Below are 20,375 nucleotides of genomic sequence, written 5' to 3' on the forward strand. Positions count from 1 at the left end.
TGGATACCGGAAATTGTACAAGGACGCACATGGTAGGAAGTTGACGCCAATAAAGCCATTCCCCAATACGCCGCCAACAATGTATATATTGCCAACTTGAAATTTCCCGTCAATACACAGCCTTGCGAGAAGCCAATGCCATACCCTGAGAAGACTGCCAGGAAGAAGACCGGAGAGCGGGTCAGGAAGGCCACACCGACTGCCGCGCTTCCCGCCCCGGCACGCGCGACCGTGGCGATTGCCTTCGTGCAGGGAATGCTGGCGGGTCTTCAGCATGCCGGCCGGGATACCGCGCGGCTTCTCGAAAGCGCCCACATCGCTGCGCAGGTACTGGGCGATCCAAGCGCCCGCATTCCGGTCGACCGCTACGCCGATCTTTACAACCTGATCAACAGCGAACTCGACGATGAAGGCTTCGGCCTCTTCTCGGTGCCGATCAGATCGGGCACTTTCGAGTTCCTCTGTCGCAGCACCATCACCGCACCGACGCTGGCCGAGGCCATCGAACGCAGCCTCCGCTTCCTGCGCTTGCTGCTGCCCGACCTCGGCGTCCGTCTCGATAGCCACCCCGAACAGGCCTGCCTGTGCATCGTGGAAAATCGCCCGCTCGTGATCGGACGAGTTTTCGCTTTCGAATGGTTATTGCGCCTGCTGCACGGACTTTTCTCCTGGCTGGTCGGGCGCAACATCGTTCTCGATTCGGTGGCTTTCCCCTACCCTCGCCCGGACCATGCCGACGATTATGCGCTGATCTACACGGCCCACTCGACCTTTGACGCGGATAGGCTCACCGCCGTCTTTGCTGCCAACCTGCTGGATCTGCCGATCCGTCGCGACGAGGCCGCGCTGCAGAGCTTCCTCGAAGGCGCGCCAGGCAAGCTGACCACCCTGTATCGCCGTGACCGTGAGATGGTTCTGCGCGTACGCAACGCGCTGCGCGACGCACTGCCGACATCGAGTTCGCTCGCCGAGGTCGCCCGCACCCTGAACTTGTCGCCCCGCACGCTACATCGCCGGCTGGAAGCCGAGGGGTCGAGCTTTCAAGCGATCAAGGATGCCTTGCGCCGCGACTTGGCGATCAACCGGCTCGCCAAGACCAGGCAGGCGCTGGCCGCAGTCGCCGCAGAACTGGGTTTTGCCGACAGTGCCGCCTTCTACCGGGCTTTCGTGAGATGGACCGGTATCGCCCCAGCGCATTACCGCCGACGCCTGCAGGCGGCCGGTCATGCACCCGGCGAGCGCCGACAGGATACCTCTCCGCAGCTTTAATGTGAAAGTCGCGTCAGCGACTCACGAATCTCCCCTCTCCACTCGCGGGAGAGGCGTCGGGGGAGAGGGGAAACGGTCATGACTTTCATGATCGGGGGCACCAGGAAAAGTCATGACCGTTAACGTGAACATGGTCTCGGTACCCGACCGATCGACCCTGCCACGGGTTGCCGGCGAACTGGAGCCACCTCGTCATCCGCTCATGAAGCGCGTCGCATTTTCCAGGTCGGCCTGGGTGCTGCCGCGGTACAGGGCATTGACGAACTTGCGCCAGATCAGGTCCGGCTCGCCCAGTTCGAAGTCATAAATCCCGTTTGCTGACTCCCTCGTCGCCAATACGTATATCTGTGATATTTCCGAGGGACCCAGTTGAATGATCGCCTCACCCCAAACGTCGAGGGGAATGCTTTCCTGTGAGTGTGCACGAAACCCGTAGCGGGAGATCTCGAAGATTTCGAGGCGCAGCTTGCAGGGCGCCGCATCGAGCGTCGGCAACAAAAATTTTGCCGGGCATCTGATCGAAAAGCGCCGGTGGCTCCTGTCGACCGCAGCCTCCTGATTCCCCCCTGGAACGGGTGGCAAAACCGCACGGTACGCCGGCAGATCGTAAATCTTGTGCAGCAATTTCTTCTTGCGATCACTGAGCTGCATGAAAACCTTCGTCCGCACATTGAAAAAGTGATCGAGCAATTCGGGGGTCAGCACCGGATCGTTGGTGGTATAGAAACGGCGTGGCGGCAGCTTGATGTTGGGCAGCCTGACTTCGGTGAAAAAGGCGTAGAGGTTGCGCTTGGGCGGTTTGGACGAATAGTGTTTCCTGAAAATTTCCGGGGCGGTACTGAGGTCCAGGGTGGCGCCGACAGCCGGGGCGCCATTCACGAAATCGTAATTCTCGACCACCTTCTGGGTCAGGCGTTTGAAAAACAGCAGCGACTCGTACATCTCGATATGGCTGGGATTGACCGCAATCACGAGGTGCCGGGTATCAAAGAAGGTGGTGCAGTATTCGTACATGAATTTCATCAGCGGAAAGAGAATGCTGCCGCCGGTTCGACGGAATCGGCGATGTATCGCCAGGGCCGATACTTCGGCAATGTTCCCTTTCTTTTCCCGCAGTGCCGTCAGATCGAAGATGCGCTGCAGGGGAAAGCCCAGGACACTCTCCCGGATCAGGGACAGGGTGCCGACCACTTCCCCGTCATACTTTGCGCACAGGGTCGTGGTCGTCGGCAAAGCATGATAAATGGTGACACGCATCCCGGAGGGATCGGGATTCATGAACTTGCTGCCCACATAGGCGTCGTGGAGCAGGGTGAAACAGGCCTCGAGTTCCTCCTGGGTATCCGCGATCTTCAACTCGAGGCTGGCGTTCGGTGCAGGATCGCAATCGACAAAATTACGGTAAACAGCAAAGCGCCTTTCTCGCGGGAGAAAATTGAACAGCTTTCTCAGCGTCCCGCTCAGCAGTTTTCGTACCGGCAAGACTAATTTTCTGATCATTCCCATTTCTCCCCGCAGCAACGGCGATTTTCAAACAGCACGGGTTGGCCGCTGAAGAATAAGATACTCCTGCCCTCGCCCGGCAACATCGGCGCCTGTCGTGTACTTTGCCTACTTGACTCTTTGTCTTCAAGCGCGGAGGCGGGTGCAGCGCTTCATCACCGCACTTTCGAGACTCATACCGTTCATCTTATCAAAAGGGAGGGCCATCACTCCGATTGTTTGTCCCTCCGATCCGTTGACTGTTGCATCTTTCGTTCGATTGGTACAGCATCGCCGATTGATCAAAAGTATAAGAAGGGAGGACTGACATGATCGCTGCGTTACGTCGCCTGAGCCTGATGAACCGACTGACGGTGACCGCCGTTCTGGCCTTGCTGGCCATGCTGCTGATCGTCTGGGAAGGCCTGTGGTCGATGCATGCCCTGCTCTACCAGGACCGTCAGGTCAAAACCAGGCATCTGGTCGAGGCGGCAGTCAGCGTCCTGGATCATTACCACGCGCTGCAAAAAGCCGGCACGCTGAGCGAGGACGAAGCCAGGCAGCAGGCAACCGCAACGCTCAAGCGGATGCGGTACGAAAAGACCGAGTACTTCTGGATCAACGACCTCGGCAAGCCGGTGCCGAAGATGGTGATGCACCCGACGGTCCCGGCGCTCGATGGCAAGGTGCTCGATGAAACCCGTTTCAACAAGGCCATCTCACTACAGGCCGGGTTGGGCGGCGCAAAAATCGGGGTTGACGGAAAGAATCTCTTCGTCAGCTTCAACGAGGTGGTCGACCAGGCGGGCGAAGGCTATGTCGAATACCTCTGGCCCAAGCCACTCGCAGGGGGCGGTGTGAGCAGCGAACTGTTTACCAAGCTGTCCTACGTCAAGAAATTCGAACCCTGGGGTTGGGTGGTGGGTTCCGGCATCTACATTGATGATGTCGAGCGGATTTTCCGGGAGGAGGCGATCCACAGCGTGTTGCTGGCGGTTGCTGCGACCTGCGTTCTGCTGTTGAGTAGCTGGCTGGTGCGGAAAAGCATCGTCGACGAGTTCGGCGGCGAACCCCGCCTCGCTTTGGGCGTGTCCAGCAAAATCGCCAACGGCGACCTGACACAGGCGATCCCCCTGCAAAAGGATGACCGGAGCAGCCTGATGTTCGTTCTCGCGCACATGCAGAGCAGCCTCAAGGAAATGCTGCGCGCCATCTTCATCAACGCCAACAAGGTGCAGGCCAGTGTCGAACGCCTTTCCGCCGAGTCCAATGAGATCAACCTGGCAACCCAGGTGCAGGCCGGTGCGGTCAGATACACCCGTGCGGCGATTGCCGAGGTTTCGGCCAGCGTCGAGGTGGTGAATGGGCTGGTGCATGCGACCGAGGAGGGCGCCAACGAGGTGGCGCGGCGCGCCCATGATGGCGCCCATGTGGCGGCGGAGGTCGCCGTCGAGATGCAGGCCATCGCCGACACGGTCGCGGTTTCGTCGGAGCAGGTTTCCCGGCTGGTGGCCAGCACCGGCGAAATCGGACAGATGGCCAAGGTGATCAGGGAAATCGCCGACCAGACCAACCTGCTGGCGCTCAATGCGGCGATCGAGGCCGCGCGTGCCGGCGAACAGGGTCGCGGCTTCGCGGTCGTGGCTGACGAGGTCCGCAAGCTGGCCGAGCGAACCAGCAAGGCGACAAGCGAGATCGGCGGCATCCTGCAGGGCATACGAACCGATACCGAAAGTGCCGTGACAGGCATGCAGGCGGCGGCGCCGGTCATTGCCAGCGGCGTCACGCAGGCCAACTCCGCCGCCGATACCCTGCGTGCCATCGAAGAACAGGCACAGGACACGCTTCAGAAAATGAACGCGCTGTCGCAGGCGACCCGCGAGCAGACACACCGCATCGAAGAAATTGTCGGCCATGTGGATGAGGTGATGAATGCTTCGGAACAGACCGAGAATGTGATCAAACAGTCGCTGCAATCGGCAGCCGACCTGGAGCAGGCGTCCAGCGAGATGTTCTCGATGGTACGGCGCTTCAATATCGGCGAACTGGACAACCCTGGACAACCAGCGGCGACTCGGGGTTCGGCTGCGGTCAAGCCGCTGATGGCCTGGTCGAGTGCCCTGGCCGTGGGACATGCCGAGATTGATCGCCAGCATCAGGTATTGATCGAAATCGCCAATCGCCTGAACAATGCCATGCACGTCGGGGCAGGCCGGGCGGCCTGCGGTTCGATTCTCGACGAGCTCGTGAACTATACGGTCAATCATTTTGGCTTCGAAGAGAAACTGATGGAGAAGCACCGCTACCCGGATCGTGCAGCGCACCTGGCCGCCCATCACAAGCTGATTGAAGAGGTTTCGAAGTTCAAGCGCCAGTACGAGAGCGGGGCAACGATCCCGATCGAGCTGATGGGCTTCATCCGCGATTGGTTGGTCAACCACATCCTCAAGGTCGACCGGGCGCTGGCGCGTGATCTGAAGAGCCGGGGGCTGTCGTGAAACTCCCTTGCCGAACACTGACGGCGCCTGCATCCTGTTCACCTGGATCACCCGCAGCCACCGCACGATGAGCGACCTGGTCCGGCGACAACGTCGCCGCCGCCTTCTGGCCCTGGGCGGGGTGGTCGCGGCGTATGTCCTGTCGTTTTTTCAACGCTTTGCGCCGGTCGGCATCGCGCCGGACCTGATCCAGGCATTCAACACCACGGCCTCATCGCTGGGCGTGCTGGCGGCAACCTACTTCTATGTTTACACGGTGATGCAGGTGCCCACCGGCATCCTCGTCGATACGCTCGGGCCGCGCCTGATTCTCCTGCTCGGCGGGCTGGTTGGTGGCGTCGGGAGCCTGTTGTTCGGCATGGCGCCGAATCTGGACCTGGCCCTGCTCGGCCGGACGCTGATCGGGCTCGGCGTTTCAGTGACTTTCATTGCCATGCTCAAGATCATCGCCGTCTCGTTCGATGAACGCCGTTTTGCCAGCCTGGTTGGACTCAGCGTGCTGATCGGCAACCTGGGATCGGTGCTGGCCGGCTCGCCACTCTCCTGGCTGGCCCAGATCACCGGCTGGCGCGGCGTCTTCATCGGCCTGGCAGCCGTCTCGCTGCTCCTGGGCGTGGCCTGCTGGTATTTGTTGCGCGAGCCGTCAGACGATACCCAGGGTTTGCCGGCGACCGCGGGCAAACCTCGCTTCGACCGAACAGTGGTGCTCTCCGGTCTGCTGTCGGTACTCGGCAACCGCCACACCTGGCCGGTGGTCGCGGCCAATTTCGGCATCTGCGGCAGCTTCCTGGCTTTTGCCGGCTTGTGGGCCACCCCTTTTCTGACTCAGGTGCACCATCTGCCCCGCGTCGTTGCAGCCAATCACGTGAGTCTCCTGTTCGCTGCTTTTGCCCTGGGCAGTGTACTTGTCGGGATGCTCTCCGATCGCCTGGGTCGACGCAAACCGGTGCTGGTGGCGAGTAGTCACCTGTATGCCTTGATCTGGCTGGTCTGGCTTTCCGGCAGCACCTTGCCCTTGAGCTTGAGCTACACGCTGTTTGCGCTGATGGGTCTGGTTTCTGCCAGCTTCACGCTGACCTGGACCTGTGCCAAGGAACTCAATCCACCGCTGCTCTCCGGCATGTCGACCAGCGTCACCAATATGGGCGGCTTTCTGGCAGCCGCCATCCTGCAGCCGCTGGTCGGCTGGGTCATGGATTGGGGGTGGCAAGGTGGCCTGACTGCGACCGGAGCACGCCTTTACACGCCAGAGGATTTCCAGGCCAGCCTGCTCCTGCTGGCCGGAACAGCCAGCTTCGGTGCACTGGCGACGTGGCGGATTCGGGAAACCCACTGCCGAAACATCTGGCATGCGCCGGCCTGAGCAGCAGAACCCGTGCATGACGCCAACGCCCCTTCCGACCGGCATAGCCGTTACCTGGCTACCCGGAACATTTCCGAAAATCCCTCTTCAGCGCCGCTCATAGACCAGTTCGACTCGCCGCATCGTGCGACGGCAAGCTTCGCTGTCACATTTGAGTTTGCTGCTTTTCTCGCTGCCGACCGGCTGGCGGCGAATCTGGTTTCTGGCGACGCCCAGCGCGCGCAGCCGGTCGCTCACTGCTTCAATCCGCCTGTCTGCCACCGCAAGGTTGTAAGCTGCACTACCCAGATTATCGGTATGGCCGACCAGGATCACGACCCATTGCGGATTCTCTTTGAGTTTCATGGCGTTCTGGCGAAGCACTTCATCTCCTTCACTGTCGATCGTCGTGCCGTCGAAGGAGAAATAGACTGTCCTGCGAGCCTCGTCATCAATGAAAGGCGTGGGTTTTGCATTATCCTGACGAACGGAAGACGTCGGTGGTCGCGCGGGCGGATCTTGCGCCACGTGGGTTTTCCCGGAATCGCTCGACGCAGGGGGAGGCTCGACAGTCGCGCAGGCCGAGAGGAGCAGGACGATTGGCAGGCAGCAACGGAATGGATCAAGAGGGAACGACATCGGCAATGCACCATCAGTTGGAAATGCGAAGATCCGTTGAATGCGGTCAGCAGAGTTCAACAATCGGAGTTTAACAACTTTTCCAGACATCCATGAGGAAAGCCTGCTTCCACCATCCGGCACGGTCGGCCTTTTTGCTTGCCAGTCTGGTCTGCGAGTGACGATGAAAATAGCCAAACACATGCGCGTTCAAGTCGACCCGGTAGCTGACCCAAGGGCCGTAGTGGCCGCTAACCGGGCCCGTTTCACCGTGTTGACCTCCCGATTGTTGCGCCTCGAGTTCGCGGCAGACGAACACTTTGAAGATCGGCCCAGCCGTACCTTCTGGCATCGCCGCCAAGCAGTACCCTGTTTCGAAGTGTTGCACAACGGCGAAGCCGTCGAGATCATGACCGAGCATTTGCATCTGCGTTACGATCCGCGTTTGGGCTTGACTGCCCACGGACTGCAGGTGACGCTGCTTGAATCGGGCCTGACCTGGCATTACGGCGATCACGATGTCGGCAACCTGGGGGGGACGGCGCGCACGCTGGACAAGGCTGACGGCCCGATTCCCCTCGACCCTGGGCTGCTATCGAGCAGCGGCTGGACGCTCGTGGACGACTCGGAGACGCCGCTGCTGGAAGACGGGTGGATGGTCGCTCGCGATCGGCAGGCCGACCGTATCGATCTCTATTTTTTTGGTTACGGTCGCGATTTCACGGCATGCCTGCGCGATTATCGGCGCTTGAGCGGTGCCGTTCCCCTGCTTCCACGCTGGGCGCTGGGCAATTGGTGGAGCCGTTACTGGCCCTATCGCCAGGACGAACTGCTTGACCTGATGCGCGACTTTCGAGCGCATGATCTGCCCTTGTCGGTATGCGTCATCGACATGGACTGGCACATCACCGATACCGGCAACGCCTCTCGTGGATGGACCGGTTACACCTGGAACCGGGATCTCTTCCCCAACCCCCATGCTCTGCTCGCCGACCTGCACGCGCTGGGACTGAAGACTGCACTCAATCTGCATCCTGCAGACGGCGTCTGGCCGCACGAGGCGGCTTATCCGGCCATGGCCCGGCGGCTCGGCAGCGATCCGGCGACCGGCGAACCGATCGTCTTCGCCATCACCGATCCCGCCTTCACGCAAGCTTACTTCGAAATCCTGCACCATCCCCTGGAAGCGGAGGGAGTCGATTTCTGGTGGATGGACTGGCAACAGGGCAGGCGAACGGCCGGCTCCGACCTCGATCCGCTATGGTGGCTGAACCACCTGCACTTCCTGGACCTGGGCCGCAATCCCGCAAGGCGTTCATTCGCATTCTCGCGCTGGGGCGGACTCGGCAGTCACCGCTACCCGGTCGGCTTTTCGGGAGACACCGTGGTTTCGTGGCGCTCGCTGGCCTTCCAGGTTCATTTCACGGCGACCGCGGCGAACGTCGCTTTCGGCTGGTGGAGCCACGACATCGGCGGGCACATGGAAGGCATCGAAGACGCCGAACTCTATGTGCGCTGGCTGCAGTTCGGCGTATTCAGCCCGATCCTGCGCCTGCACAGCACCCAGAATCCGTTCCACGAGCGCCGACCCTGGGGCTGGGACGCGCAAACCTTGGCGCTTGCCCGCTCGGCCATGCGGTTGCGTCATGCCTTGATCCCTTATCTGTACAGCATGGCCTGGCAGGAACACCAGGGCGGCCCCGCCCTGCTGCGGCCGATGTATCACCTGTACCCGGAAGCGCCCGAGGCGTACCGCTGTCCCGGTCAGTATGCATTCGGCAGCGAGCTGATTGCTGCCCCGTTCACTTCCCCATGTGACCGGGATACGCGTCTTGGCCGACAGGTGATCTGGTTACCGGCAGGCGACTGGTACCATTTCTTCACCGGGCAGCACTACACCGGAGCGGCATGGCACAGCTTTTACGGCGGACTCGATGAAATTCCCGTCTTTGCACGTGCCGGCGCCATCGTCGTACTGGCTGATGAGTCAGCAGCGAGTGGAGTTGACAACCCGCACACCCTCACCGTACACGTCTTTCCGGGAGTCGATCAGTGTTTCGAGCTGTATGAAGACGACGGTGAGAGCCACGGCTACCGGCATGGAGCCCAGGTGGTGACAGCGTTTTTGCAACAATGCTCGAGCGCCGCGCGGCGACTGTGCGTCGGGCCCACGCGCGGCGACCTCAGCGTCGTTCCTGCCGCCCGCAGCCATACCTTGATCTTTCATGCCCTCAGCATGCCGGCGGAAATCCGCGTAACCTGCGACGGCGAACGCCTGCGGATTGATTCGCGCTACGATCAGGAGAGTGGCCGTCTGACCCTCTGCCTGCCGCCAACAGCGCCGCTCAGCCTCTTGGAGGTGACGCTGGAAGCCCGGCAGGGAAATCAGCAGAAACATGACGACGCCAGAATCCCGACCCTGAGGAAACTGCTCAGGGACTTTCGCTGCGGCAGCGAAGCAAAACGCGGGTTGTCTGTGCGGCTGCACGAGATTCTCGCCGACTTTGACGTGCTGGGCGCCTACCGTACGGCGCTATCCGACAGCCAGTTGCGTGCCCTGATCGAGATTCTTTCCGGTGCCGGGGTCCATGTCTGCGAGGACACGGGTGAGGCATTCGCCGTGGTCTGGAACAACCGCGATGATCCACGAATCATCGTCCGCTGGTCGCTCGAGAACCGCGGAACCTGGGATCCGCAGCAGCGTTTCCGGCAGGAACAGGGTCCAGCCCCACGCTTTGCCCACTTCCGGCTCGCCCAGGCGGCGAGCCATGGTCCGTGCAGTCTGACGCTGGCCTATGGCTCCCTGCTCGCGGTTGACACGCGCTGGGGAGGAGACTCGACAGGAGCCGCGCCCATCCCGATGCCTTGAGGACGCACACCGCAGATCCGCCGGAAATGCCAGCATCAGCGCCCGTCAGTGCGCAAAACCCAGAGCCTGCGACAAGCCGACGATGACGGCGCCGCCCACGAGGTATGTGAGCACCATCGACAGGACCGCGATCAGCAGTCTCCAGCGGCTGTCGGATCGGTTCTCCGGCAAATGTCGTTCAATGACCAGGTAAGGCGCCAGATTCATGGCGTGATAATTGATCATCACATAGGGAATGAACAGCAGCAGCGTCGGAGCATGCCAGAACGTCTGGTTGCCATCGCCGAGCGCTTGCCCCAGAGCAAAGATAAAGACGTACTCCCAACGGCCATAGCGATACTTGTTGATCAACCACCAGATGACGGAAAAAATGAAAACGTAGACCGGCAGCGTAAACAGGAGATCGATCACATAATTGCGGACCATTTGCATGATCGGCATACCGGGACGAATGGTGAGCGAAAGGAGGAAGGGGTGAGAAATCATATAGCATCCTTCCGCGAGGGCAGCAAAGAGAACCCCCGTGCCAACGAAAAGCCGCTTCGGGTTTGCAGGTCGGTTCTCCGACCGGGTTTTGATCGCCCAGATCAAGGTGATGGACAACAAACACAGGAGCAGGATGCGGGTGACGTTATCGACGTCCCAACCCTTCTTGTAAAAGGTCAGAAGCAAAGTGCACACGCACCAGAGCACATAGAGAAGGAAGGGAACGGGGAGCAAGTGATTTTAATCCGGACGGGGTCTGCAGAAGCTTGGGTTGTCCGCACTTCCGATTCGGTCAGATCAGCGCCAGCTCGACACGGCGTCCGGCTCGGGTAGCGAGCGTGACCAGAGTAACTTCAGCACTGTGCCTGGCCCGAAGAGGTCATCCAGACTCCGGGCATCGAGCACCTGATCCAGTCATGCATCGATCTGCTCGAGGGAAGCGGCAGAGATCTTCTCTTCACCAAGACAGGACATCCGCAGGGACGGCACCAAAACGCTTCTTGAGCAGCTTCTGCAACGCCAGCGCCACCCTCCGCTTTCCCCTCGGCCTTGTAGGCCTGCGCCCATTCCTCGAGTCGTTCAGCCAACATGACATTCAGCTCCTGCAGATCGTCTATCCGAGGCAAAACGATACGGTATTCGGTCTTGCCCATCAAGGTTGCCCGGATCCAGAGCGCGAACATCCGACGCAGGTCGGGCCGGTCAGCCAGCCACTCGTCGAACAGGCTCAGCAATCCACCGATGGCCTCCGGCGACGTCGGGTGTTCGCTCCGGAAGACGGCCGCAACGAGGTTCCTGAGTGAGGCCAACTCGCTGTCGGCCCAGGCGTTCTCGTATCCGGCACGAAGCCGAGAATCCGGTCGCGTACCAGTTCCGGCGTCGAGGAATGCGTAAGCAACGCCAGCTTTCTCTTCTCGCTCAACCCGCCGACTGGCCATCCAGGGGTGCGAATGAAAGTATTGGTCGCGGCGCCTTGTTCGATCAAGATGCGTTGCATCGCTGATCACCCTCCCCTCTCGCGAGGGGGAGGGGGGCATATCGGGACCTCCCAGCACTTTCATTCACCCCCCGCCATTCAGGCATAAATTGACCGCAGCCGATGGAGAAACATATACTCCGGATGGGCCTGGGTTTCCTATCCTGCCAAGAACACGATGAGGAGTTTTCATGCATCCGAATGTCCAGAGGCTTGCCGGCAAGAAATACCGTCTGATCACCCGCAGCGACTTTGATGGTCTCGTATGCGGAATGCTCCTGACCGAGCTCGAGTTGATCGATGAGATCAGGTTCGTTCATCCCAAGGACATGCAGGACGGCCTGATCGAGGTCAATGAGCGGGATATCACCACCAACCTGCCGTATGTGAAGACTTGTGCGCTTGCTTTCGATCATCATGAAAGCGAGTTGATTCGCAACCAGGAAGCCATGGATGCCAGGAATTACATCATCGATGGCCATGCTCCATCGGCGGCGCGCGTGGTCTATGACTGGCTGGGCGGTCCCGAGACCTTTCCGAAAATCGACCTCGGGATGATGCTGGCGGTAGACAAGGCAGATTCAGCCCAGTTTACCCAGGACGATGTGCTCCATCCGGACGGCTGGGAACTGCTCTCCTTTCTGATGGATGCGCGCACGGGACTCGGACGTTTCCGGGATTTCCGCATCAGCAACTATCAATTGATGATGCTGTTGATCGATTATTGCAAGACGCATTCCATTGATGAAATCCTCGAGCAAGCCGATGTGCAGGAGCGCGTAACACTTTTTCGCGAACAGGAGGATCTCTTCAAGGATCAGATCAGGCGCTGTACGACGGTACACCAGAACCTGGCGATCCTGGATTTGCGAAACGAAGAGATGATTTACGCAGGCAACCGCTTTGTCATTTACGCCATGTACCCGCAGACCAACATCAGCATCCATGTGCTCTGGGGCCTTAAAAAGCAGAATGTGGTGTTTGCAACCGGAAAATCCATTTTCGACCGTAGCTCCAGAACCGACATTGGCGCACTGATGTTGCAGTACGGCGGTGGCGGGCACAGCGCTGCCGGAACATGCCAGATTCCCGTCGAAAAGGCCGACGAGGTTCAGCAGGAACTGATTGCCCGGATCAATGCGGAGGGTTGAAATGGCTGCGGCCAGCGGCTGCACCAATCCGGATCAGGGCGCCAGGTAGCCACCCCAGTCCGTTCATGCCGCTGTTTGCTGGTCAGCATCGAGGCAAGCAGCGCACACGGCTGCACAGTCGATGCGTCCTCGCCAGCGCATTGTCGACGTATCCTCACCCCAGCGAAGAACGAAAGCTTACCCCGAGCCGGCGCAGCGTTCTTTCCGCGGCCAGCACGCCGCGATACTGCGCCTCCTCAAACAGCGAAAAGCCGCTGACGTCGGCATGCGCGAAGCGCAGGCGTTCGCCGTCGATGGCGAATTGTTGGCGCGCCGCACCCGTGATCAGACCGGGCAAGGGGCGGGCCATGGCATGACCATTGCGAAAGACATCCAGGCGAGTCGTCAGTTGCCGGATGTCGGGGTGCGGCTGTTCGAGTTCGGCGAGGATCTGTTCGGCCCAGATCTCGCGGGGCGTGTCGCGCAGCGCTTCGCGGCCCTGTTGCGGGCTCATGTCGTCGAAGGCCCGGTAGCAGGTGAACACCGTTGCCCCCGGCCGCAGGCGCATCTGCTGGTGCGTCGCCACCACATAACCCAGGCCGGCGCCGTCGTAGAGGACGTTGTCCCAGGCCGGTGCGGCGCCGGCACGATCGTCGGGGAAGCGCGACAAGGTCAGGTTGGCGACCAGCCAGGGCGCGTAGCTGTAGCTGCGAGCGGCGGCCTGTAGCGCGTCCTGTCCGGTGAAGACCTGGGGCACGAGAAACAAGGGCGCGGCCCAGATCAGTTGTTCGGCAAGCAGGCGCAGCGTCCGCTCTTCGCCTGGCAAGTACAAGTCGACGGCGATCGGACGGTCGCGCGCAGAAGCAGCGACCTGGAAGACCAGCGCACGGGTCAGCAGGCGCTCGCCAACACGCGCCTTGATCGAGCGCAGCATGCCGGCCACCAGCCAGGCGTTGCCCGCCGGTGCGGTGAGCACGGTTTCGCTGCCTGCGTTCTGCGCCTCGCCATCGCGACAGGCAAAATAGTGGATGCCGGCCCAGGCCGAAACCGCCGCGCTGCCGGTGCCATAATCATCGCGGCAGGCGTAGTTGACGTACCAGTGCAGATGCGGTGAATCGAAACCTTGCGCGAGCAGCCAGTCGCGCATGCTGATCCGGTCGAGCGCCAGCAGCTCGGGAGCACGGCTCGACAGCGCCATCGGCAAGGCGAAGGCACGTCGCCCGAGGCCATCGCGGCGGAGCCTGAAATCCTCCATCAATTCGCTGAACTGCTGATACTGGTGGCGCTCGGCGGCGCTGACCCCGGTCTGCGGCAGCAGACCCTCCTGCCAGCGGCCGTGACGATAGAGTCGCTCCTGCGGCGTCGCACACAGGTAGCGCTCGTCATAGATCGGTTGCACGGCGCGCGGATCGCCCTGCAGCACACCCAGCTCGGCGAGCAACTCGCGCACCGCTGTCGCCTCGCGCGTCGGCAGTGGCAGGTAATGCGCGCCCCAGGGATGGGCGCTGACGGCGTTGTTCCCGGCACGCGAATTGCCGCCGGCTTCGCTCTCGAGTTCAACGATCAGGAAATCGGCGAAGCCCGACCGGGCGAGTTTCCAGCCGGCGGCAAGTCCGCCGATACCGGCGCCGACGATCAGCACCGGTACCTGCCTGGTCTCGCCGGGCGGAGCGAAGTTCCGCGCACGCAGCCGATGACCGAGGTCGAGCGAAACCCCGAGCAGATCGCCAGGCGGCAAGGGAATGGGCGCGCTGCCGCAGCCGGCGAGCGAAGCCGCACCGGCTGCGGCAACTGCGGTGAGGAAATCGCGTCGATCCATCAGCGGATCACCTGCCGCCACTCGTGCTCGAAGTAACGGACCAGCACCTGGTTGTTGAGCCGGTTCACCTCGGCCGCGACACGCGCCATGTCCTTGGGAAAGAGAAACAGCGCCGGCGTCGTCTCGGGGCTCAGAAAGCGGGTGTCGACGGTGTAGGACTGCGGCGGCCGATAGTCGCGACGACCGGCAAGCACGAAACCCCATTCCCCGAATGACGGCACCAGTGCGTGGTAGGGGGTGGCGACCAGGCCGACGCTCTCCAGCGTGGTGACGACGCACCAGAAGGATTGCCGGGCGTAGAGGGGCGAGGTGGACTGGACAACCATCAAGCCTCCCCCCGCCAGGTGCTTTTCGAGCAGGCGGTAGAAAGCGGCGCTGTAGAGTTTGCCGATCGCAAAGTTCGACGGATCGGGAAAATCGACGACGACGAAATCGAAGAGATCGTCGTTTTCTTCGAGCCACTGCAGCCCGTCGGCATTGACCACCTGCACCTTCGGCGAGTGCAGCGCGTCTTGATTGAGTTTGCGCAGGGGCGGCGCACTGGCGAAGAGGCGGGTCATCGCCGGGTCGAGGTCGACCAGCGTCACCGACTCGATCTGCGGGTACTTGAGAATCTCGCGCAGGGCCAGCCCGTCACCGCCGCCGAGCACCAGCACGCGGCCCGCTGCCGGCAGTGTAGCCAGACCCGGATGGACCAGCGCCTCGTGATAGCGGTACTCGTCGCGCGAACTGAACTGCAGGTTGTTGTTGAGATGGAGGCGCAAATCATCCTTCCAGCGGGTGACGACGATGCGCTGATACGGCGTGTTCTCGGCATGCACGATTTCGTCGGCGTAGAGATGCGCTTCGGCCAGTGAGGTCAGTTCGCCAGCCGCGGTAAAGGCCGCGAGCAGCGCCAGCAGCGACACGCCGCCCTGCACGCGCAGCCAGCCGGTATTCTGCAGTTGCTGGCGAAACAGCCAGCACGCCCAGAGCGCCACCGCAACGTTGAGCAGTCCGAACAACAGACCGCTGCGCATCAGCCCGAGATGCGGCACCAACAGCACGGGAAAGAGAATCGAAACGGCCAGCGCGCCGAGGTAATCGAAGGTCAGCACCTGCGAGACGAGATCCTTGAATACCAGGTCGCGCTTGAGGATGCGCATGATCAGCGGAATTTCCAGCCCGACCAGCACGCCGATGGCGACCACCGCCAGATACAGCGCCAGCTTGAACGGCGCCGGCGACCAGGCGAAGAGGAAGAACAGCACCGCCGCCGAGAAGCCGCCGAGAACGCCGACCAGCAGCTCGACCTGAATGAAGCGCGCCACCAGATGTTTTTCGATGTAGCGCGACAGCCACGAACCGATTCCCATGGCGAACAGATAGGTCCCGATGACCGTCGAGAACTGGGTGATCGAGTCGCCGAGCAGATAACTCGCCAAGGCCCCGGCGATCAGCTCATAAGCCAGCCCACAGGAAGCGACTATGAAAACGGAAAAGAGCAGCGCGTGGTTCATCATCGGGAAGGGTCAGCGATTCACAGGCCATCGGGCAAGGCGCCCGCAGGCCATTCTATTCCGAAAAGCGAAGCCCGCCGCCAGGCGCAGGAGGTCGGCCGGCTGACGAAGCCGTGGCGCGTAGTTCGCTAGCCCCGAATTGCGCTACCATGCGCTTGACAAGCAAGCTGGAGAAGTCCTTCCCGGGCAAATCGTTCACGCTCGTGCCCCCCCGGAAAACCCTAAATGCGGATGACCCTATTGATGAACCCCAACGAGCCCGAAATGGCCCGTCCTGTACTGGCGGTGCTTTTCCTCTGTGCGCTGATCACCGCTTCGGTGTGGATCCTGCGCCCGTTTCTGCCGGCCCTGATCTGGGCAACGATGGTCGTCATCGCCACCTGGCCCCTGCTGCTGCGGGTGCAGCGGCGTCTTGGCAATCGCCGCATGCCGGCAGTGATCGCCATGACCTTCCTGGTCCTGCTGGTTCTGGTCGTTCCGCTGTCGCTGGCGATTGCCACCCTCGTCGACAATGCTGATCGGATCGTCGAATGGGGAAAAGACCTGACCGAGTTCAGGCTTCCGTTGCCACCGGCATGGGTCGGTGATCTGCCGCTGGTCGGCGCACGTGCCGTGGAGGCCTGGGCGCAGCTTGCGGCCGTCGGAACGGCAGAACTCGCCGCCAAGGCGGCACCCTACGCGGGCAACCTGACCAAGTGGTTCGTCAGCGAAGTAGGCAGCTTCGGACTGGTTTTCGTGCAGTTTCTGCTCACCGTCGCGCTGTCTGCGATCCTCTATGCCTCTGGTGAGAGTTTCGCTGCGGGCGTACGGCGTTTTGGCCATCGTCTCGGCGGTGCGCGCGGCGAGAGCGCGGTGGTACTGGCCGGTCAGGCGATTCGCGCCGTAGCCCTCGGGGTCGGCATTACCGCATTCGTGCAGTCGATCCTTGGCGGCATCGGCCTGGCCATCGCCGGCCTGCCGTTCGTCCCCGTCCTGACCGCACTGATGTTCATGTGCTGCATCGCGCAGCTTGGACCGGCGCTGGTTCTCGCACCCGCCGTTTTCTGGTTGTACTGGAGTGACAGCAGCGGCTGGGGCACTTTTCTTCTCGTCTGGGCGATTTTCGTCGGCACCATGGACAACTTCCTGCGTCCGCTCCTGATCAGGCAGGGCGCCGACCTCCCCTTGCTGCTGATCCTCGCCGGCGTCATCGGCGGCATGCTGGCCTTTGGACTGGTCGGCATCTTCGTCGGCCCGGTCGTTCTGGCCGTCGCCTATACCCTTCTGGAAGCATGGATCAACGAGCGGCCGTCCGCTGCAGAGGAAGCGGCAACGGCGGCAGGCGTGGCTGCGGTCATCGAGTCACCGGACCACAGCCAACCACCAGCTCCATGACGATCCGAAAGCCAGCCGGCGCAGGGACGGGAGGGGCGGTACGACATGACATGTTAAGATCTTCCCTCTCTTTTCCGTCCGATCGGTGTTTGCCATGTTTTCAGGAATCATTGCCGCTGTTGGCCAGATCACCCACATCACCGCGCGTGATGACGGCGCTGCAACCGTCCGTCTGACGGTCGACGCCGGTCGCCTCGGACTCGACGATGTCGGCATCGGCGATTCGATCGCCTGCAGCGGCGTCTGCCTGACGGTGGTCGACAAACAGGACAACTGTTTTTTCGTCGATGTCTCGCCCGAATCGCTGGCGTGCACCGTGGGTCTCGCGGCGCCTGGTCCGGTCAACCTGGAAAAGGCGCTGCGCCTGGCTGACCGCCTGGGCGGGCATCTCGTCTCCGGCCACGTCGACGGCGTTGGCGAGGTGCTGCGTTTCGATCCGGTCGGCGACAATCGCCTGCTGGAAATCCGTGCGCCGGAAAATCTCGCCAGATACATCGCACGCAAAGGCTCGATTAGCGTCGATGGGGTCAGCCTGACGACCAACGCGGTCGACGGGGCGGCCTTCAGCATCAACCTGATCCCGCACACGCTCGCATCCACCACCCTGGGATGCCTGCAAACCGGCAGCCGGGTCAATCTCGAAATCGACCTGATCGCGCGCTATTGCGAACGGCTTCTGGCGTTTTCCGACTGTTCGGCGGTCCCGGCTACTTGCCCTCCAGATCGTCCAGAAACTCCGACGAGGGTGCTGTCCCGGTAACCAGCAAACGATCCCGTGCGCGCGTACAGGCGACGTAGAGCAATTGCCGTTCGGTGTCGTACACCTCCTGCAAGACGCCATCATCGCCGACCGTTTCGATGCGCTCCTGCAAGGGGATTACCTCATCGTCGCAGGCCATCACGACCACTGCACGGAACTCCAGTCCCTTCGCCAGAGGCATGGTGCTGACCGACACATGGCCATGCTCCGTCGCCACGCGATCATCCAGAACGTGGAAGGGCAAGTCAGCCAGACGAAGGGCTTCCTCGGCCCGACCGATTTGCGCTTCGGAACGCACAAACACACCGATCTCGTGCGGCAAAGTGCCGGCGCGCACCCCTTCGGCAAGCCAACGTCCGACGACGGCGATTTCTTCGTCGGCACCGTCGAGAATTTGAATTCGCGGCGGCGGGCCGTTGAACACCGATACGGTATCGCGGCGATCTTCCGTGTTGCCATCTACGTCGGTTACTGACGGGCCGAGCAAGCGGTCTGCCTGGCTGCGAATCTGATGCGAGCTCCGGTAATTCACGCGCAGCGTGCGAGACCGTCCGCGTACATCGACGCCGAGCGATTTCCACGAATCGTGGTGATCGACATAGCAGAGCAGCAGGCTCGATTCGCTGCGATGAACGATCAGACGAATGTCGCTGCCGACCCGCACCAAACAGAAATTCTTGCCCTTGCCGCGATCCAGCTTGTGGAAGCTCAGACCGGGACTGGCGGGATTCATCTGCAAGTCGAAGGCCGTCGTCTTGACGAGCTTTTGTTCGTCGCTGGTCAGGCGGGCGAGACTATCGGCAAAGGTGTCGGCGATGCGGAATTCCATGGTCAATAATAGCGTGCCTGCAACTTTTCCAGAGCATCCCGCAGTGCCGGAATGTCGTCCCGAATGATGCTCCACAAGGTGTCGTTGTCGATGCCCAGATAGCCGTGAATCAGCCGGTGGCGCGTCGCCACGATCTGGCGCCAGGGAATCTACGAGTGGCTGTCGCGAACATCGTCGGGAACATGGGTGGCCACCTCACCGATGATTTCCAGATTGCGCACCGTGGCATCGTAGTTCAGCCCGCTGGCGACAAATGCAGGCTGGTCGAAACCGTCGGTGTAAGCCAGCACCTTGCGGGCGGCATCGATTCATCGATATAGAAGCACCACTCCCGCGCCGTCGCATCAGACATGAATCGCCTCCCGCTCCACGAACCGGCGCAGTTCTGGCCGTAGCGCCTTGTCGGTGACCAGATCGACCGGCCGCCCGAACAGGTCTTCGAGGTAGAACTGCACACCGAAATAGCGTGCCGATGTCGCCGGGCCATCGAAAGCCACCAGCACATCGACGTCGCTGCCCGCTCCTGCTGCGTCTCGTGCGGTGGAACCGAACAGCGCCAGGTCGGTCACGCCATAGCGCTCCGCGAGCACGGGCTTGCTCTGCGCCAGCAATCGAACCGCATCGGCAGCATTCACTGTTGCCTCCTTTTCATTGGCATCATGCCACGCGGAACACCTTCATCACCTCATCGCCCAGGTGGTTGATGACCTTCACCGCGATCCGCCCGGACTTCGGTTTCTTGAAGGGGCGCGAGGTGTCGCTGTTGAGTGAAGCCCAGGCTTCGGCGTCGATCTCGGCCTTCAGCGTCGTCTTCAAAGCGCTATAGGGGTCGTTGGCGCCGAGGAAGTAGGCGTGGCGCACGAAGAAGCTTTCTTCGTTGTAGTCGGTGTCGATGAACCAGCAGGCGATGCCGTCGGCGCCGTCGCTGATGACTTCGCCGGTCTGCGGCTTGAAGACATCGACGCCATTGACCTTGACGCGCAGCAGGTCGCCCTCATTGCCGTCATCTCGCAGAAGCGTGATGTCCGGCTCGCCGAAGATCACGAACAGGTTGCCCTTGCCGGTGTTCTTGAGGTCTTCGGCCATGTGCAGGTCGGCGTTCATGCGCGCCTTGAGCACGGGCAGCTTGCCGAGCTTGGCAAACTCGGTGGTGTGCGCCTCGAAGTTGAAGGCGCAGGCAATCAGCACATCGAAACCGGCGTCGGCGGCTTCCCGCGCTGCCTGGACCAGATCGGCGCGTTGCACGGTGCCAAACTCGGGGCCGATGAAGATGGCCGCGCGTTTCTCTCGACTTGCGCCCTTGTATGCTTCGTTTCATGGTTTTTGGTTCATTTGGGAGAGCCTGGGAAGTGATGGCTGAAAGGGGGTCAAGAGGACCGTGGAATAAATGCGAGAGAGGTATTTTCTCTCGCGTTTATGCCGCG

Annotated in this window: 15 protein-coding genes and 3 pseudogenes; 7 read left to right on the plus strand and 11 right to left on the minus strand. The window is 61.4% G+C overall.

Features of this window, described 5'->3' with window-relative positions; all coding sequences use genetic code 11:
- The first annotated feature begins 135 nt into the window (after positions 1 to 135).
- Positions 136 to 1,269, plus strand: a complete 1,134-nt coding sequence (locus V5B39_RS13350; protein ID WP_434735695.1) for an AraC family transcriptional regulator — start codon at positions 136 to 138, stop codon at positions 1,267 to 1,269.
- A gap of 192 nt (positions 1,270 to 1,461) precedes the next feature.
- On the opposite strand, the gene V5B39_RS13355 is transcribed toward V5B39_RS13350, so the two are convergent.
- On the minus strand, positions 1,462 to 2,769 hold the full coding sequence (locus V5B39_RS13355; protein WP_332343384.1) for an N-acyl amino acid synthase FeeM domain-containing protein: 1,308 nt from the start codon (positions 2,767 to 2,769) through the stop codon (positions 1,462 to 1,464).
- Between the two features lie 311 nt (positions 2,770 to 3,080).
- Between V5B39_RS13355 and V5B39_RS13360 the strand changes: the two genes are divergently transcribed.
- Together V5B39_RS13360 and V5B39_RS13365 are read left to right on the plus strand one after the other, a co-directional pair.
- Entirely contained in the window at positions 3,081 to 5,249 is a 2,169-nt protein-coding gene (locus tag V5B39_RS13360) for a bacteriohemerythrin (RefSeq protein WP_332343385.1), read from the plus strand.
- 7 nt (positions 5,250 to 5,256) lie between these two features.
- The gene (locus V5B39_RS13365; RefSeq protein ID WP_332343386.1) at positions 5,257 to 6,612 is read left to right on the plus strand and encodes an MFS transporter; all 1,356 of its coding nucleotides are present in this window, start codon (positions 5,257 to 5,259) and stop codon (positions 6,610 to 6,612) included.
- An 87-nt stretch (positions 6,613 to 6,699) separates the two neighbouring features.
- On the opposite strand, the gene V5B39_RS13370 is transcribed toward V5B39_RS13365, so the two are convergent.
- Together V5B39_RS13370 and V5B39_RS13375 are read right to left on the minus strand one after the other, a co-directional pair.
- Positions 6,700 to 7,320: an OmpA family protein gene (locus V5B39_RS13370; RefSeq protein ID WP_332343387.1), complete on the minus strand. Its 621-nt coding sequence runs from the start codon at positions 7,318 to 7,320 to the stop codon at positions 6,700 to 6,702.
- Positions 7,301 to 7,630 (minus strand): hypothetical protein, encoded by a 330-nt coding sequence (locus tag V5B39_RS13375; protein ID WP_332343388.1) that lies wholly within the window; start codon positions 7,628 to 7,630, stop codon positions 7,301 to 7,303. The genes V5B39_RS13370 and V5B39_RS13375 overlap by 20 nt, the downstream gene beginning before the upstream one ends.
- Between V5B39_RS13375 and V5B39_RS13380 the strand changes: the two genes are divergently transcribed.
- Positions 7,619 to 10,078 (plus strand): TIM-barrel domain-containing protein, encoded by a 2,460-nt coding sequence (locus V5B39_RS13380; protein ID WP_332343389.1) that lies wholly within the window; start codon positions 7,619 to 7,621, stop codon positions 10,076 to 10,078. The genes V5B39_RS13375 and V5B39_RS13380 overlap by 12 nt on opposite strands.
- A gap of 45 nt (positions 10,079 to 10,123) precedes the next feature.
- On the opposite strand, the gene V5B39_RS13385 is transcribed toward V5B39_RS13380, so the two are convergent.
- Together V5B39_RS13385 and V5B39_RS13390 are read right to left on the minus strand one after the other, a co-directional pair.
- Positions 10,124 to 10,798, minus strand: coding sequence for a hypothetical protein (locus V5B39_RS13385; protein ID WP_332343390.1), 675 nt, complete (start codon positions 10,796 to 10,798; stop codon positions 10,124 to 10,126).
- 119 nt (positions 10,799 to 10,917) lie between these two features.
- Positions 10,918 to 11,298, minus strand: coding sequence for a hypothetical protein (locus V5B39_RS13390; protein WP_332343391.1), 381 nt, complete (start codon positions 11,296 to 11,298; stop codon positions 10,918 to 10,920).
- 433 nt (positions 11,299 to 11,731) lie between these two features.
- Between V5B39_RS13390 and V5B39_RS13395 the strand changes: the two genes are divergently transcribed.
- Complete coding sequence (locus tag V5B39_RS13395; protein ID WP_332343392.1) at positions 11,732 to 12,691, plus strand: exopolyphosphatase; 960 nt, start codon at positions 11,732 to 11,734, stop codon at positions 12,689 to 12,691.
- A gap of 154 nt (positions 12,692 to 12,845) precedes the next feature.
- On the opposite strand, the gene V5B39_RS13400 is transcribed toward V5B39_RS13395, so the two are convergent.
- Complete coding sequence (locus V5B39_RS13400; RefSeq protein ID WP_332343393.1) at positions 12,846 to 14,489, minus strand: NAD(P)-binding protein; 1,644 nt, start codon at positions 14,487 to 14,489, stop codon at positions 12,846 to 12,848.
- Positions 14,489 to 15,991 carry a polyamine aminopropyltransferase gene (locus V5B39_RS13405; RefSeq protein ID WP_332343394.1) on the minus strand — a complete coding sequence of 501 codons (1,503 nt, stop codon included), beginning with the start codon at positions 15,989 to 15,991 and terminating at the stop codon, positions 14,489 to 14,491. The genes V5B39_RS13400 and V5B39_RS13405 overlap by 1 nt, the downstream gene beginning before the upstream one ends.
- 261 nt (positions 15,992 to 16,252) lie before the next feature.
- On the opposite strand from V5B39_RS13405, the gene ydiK reads away from it, so the two are divergent.
- Together ydiK and V5B39_RS13415 are read left to right on the plus strand one after the other, a co-directional pair.
- The gene (gene ydiK / locus V5B39_RS13410; protein WP_332343395.1) at positions 16,253 to 17,362 is read left to right on the plus strand and encodes an AI-2E family transporter YdiK; all 1,110 of its coding nucleotides are present in this window, start codon (positions 16,253 to 16,255) and stop codon (positions 17,360 to 17,362) included.
- A gap of 94 nt (positions 17,363 to 17,456) precedes the next feature.
- Positions 17,457 to 18,122 carry a riboflavin synthase gene (locus V5B39_RS13415; RefSeq protein WP_332343396.1) on the plus strand — a complete coding sequence of 222 codons (666 nt, stop codon included), beginning with the start codon at positions 17,457 to 17,459 and terminating at the stop codon, positions 18,120 to 18,122.
- Here the strand turns inward: V5B39_RS13415 and V5B39_RS13420 are convergent.
- The 4 genes and pseudogenes from V5B39_RS13420 to V5B39_RS13435 form a co-directional block, all read right to left on the minus strand.
- Positions 18,070 to 18,705 (minus strand): annotated as a pseudogene (locus tag V5B39_RS13420) (3'-5' exonuclease); the annotation flags it as partial. The gene V5B39_RS13415 and the pseudogene V5B39_RS13420 overlap by 53 nt on opposite strands.
- A gap of 248 nt (positions 18,706 to 18,953) precedes the next feature.
- Positions 18,954 to 19,303, minus strand: a pseudogene (locus V5B39_RS13425) (HepT-like ribonuclease domain-containing protein).
- On the minus strand, positions 19,296 to 19,586 hold the full coding sequence (locus V5B39_RS13430; protein WP_332343397.1) for a nucleotidyltransferase family protein: 291 nt from the start codon (positions 19,584 to 19,586) through the stop codon (positions 19,296 to 19,298). Before V5B39_RS13430 ends, V5B39_RS13425 begins: the two are co-directional and overlap by 8 nt.
- A 22-nt stretch (positions 19,587 to 19,608) precedes the next feature.
- Positions 19,609 to 20,241: pseudogene (locus V5B39_RS13435) on the minus strand (site-specific DNA-methyltransferase); the annotation flags it as partial.
- Positions 20,242 to 20,375 lie beyond the last annotated feature (134 nt).

This window comes from Accumulibacter sp., from assembly GCF_036625275.1.
Classification (GTDB): domain Bacteria; phylum Pseudomonadota; class Gammaproteobacteria; order Burkholderiales; family Rhodocyclaceae; genus Accumulibacter.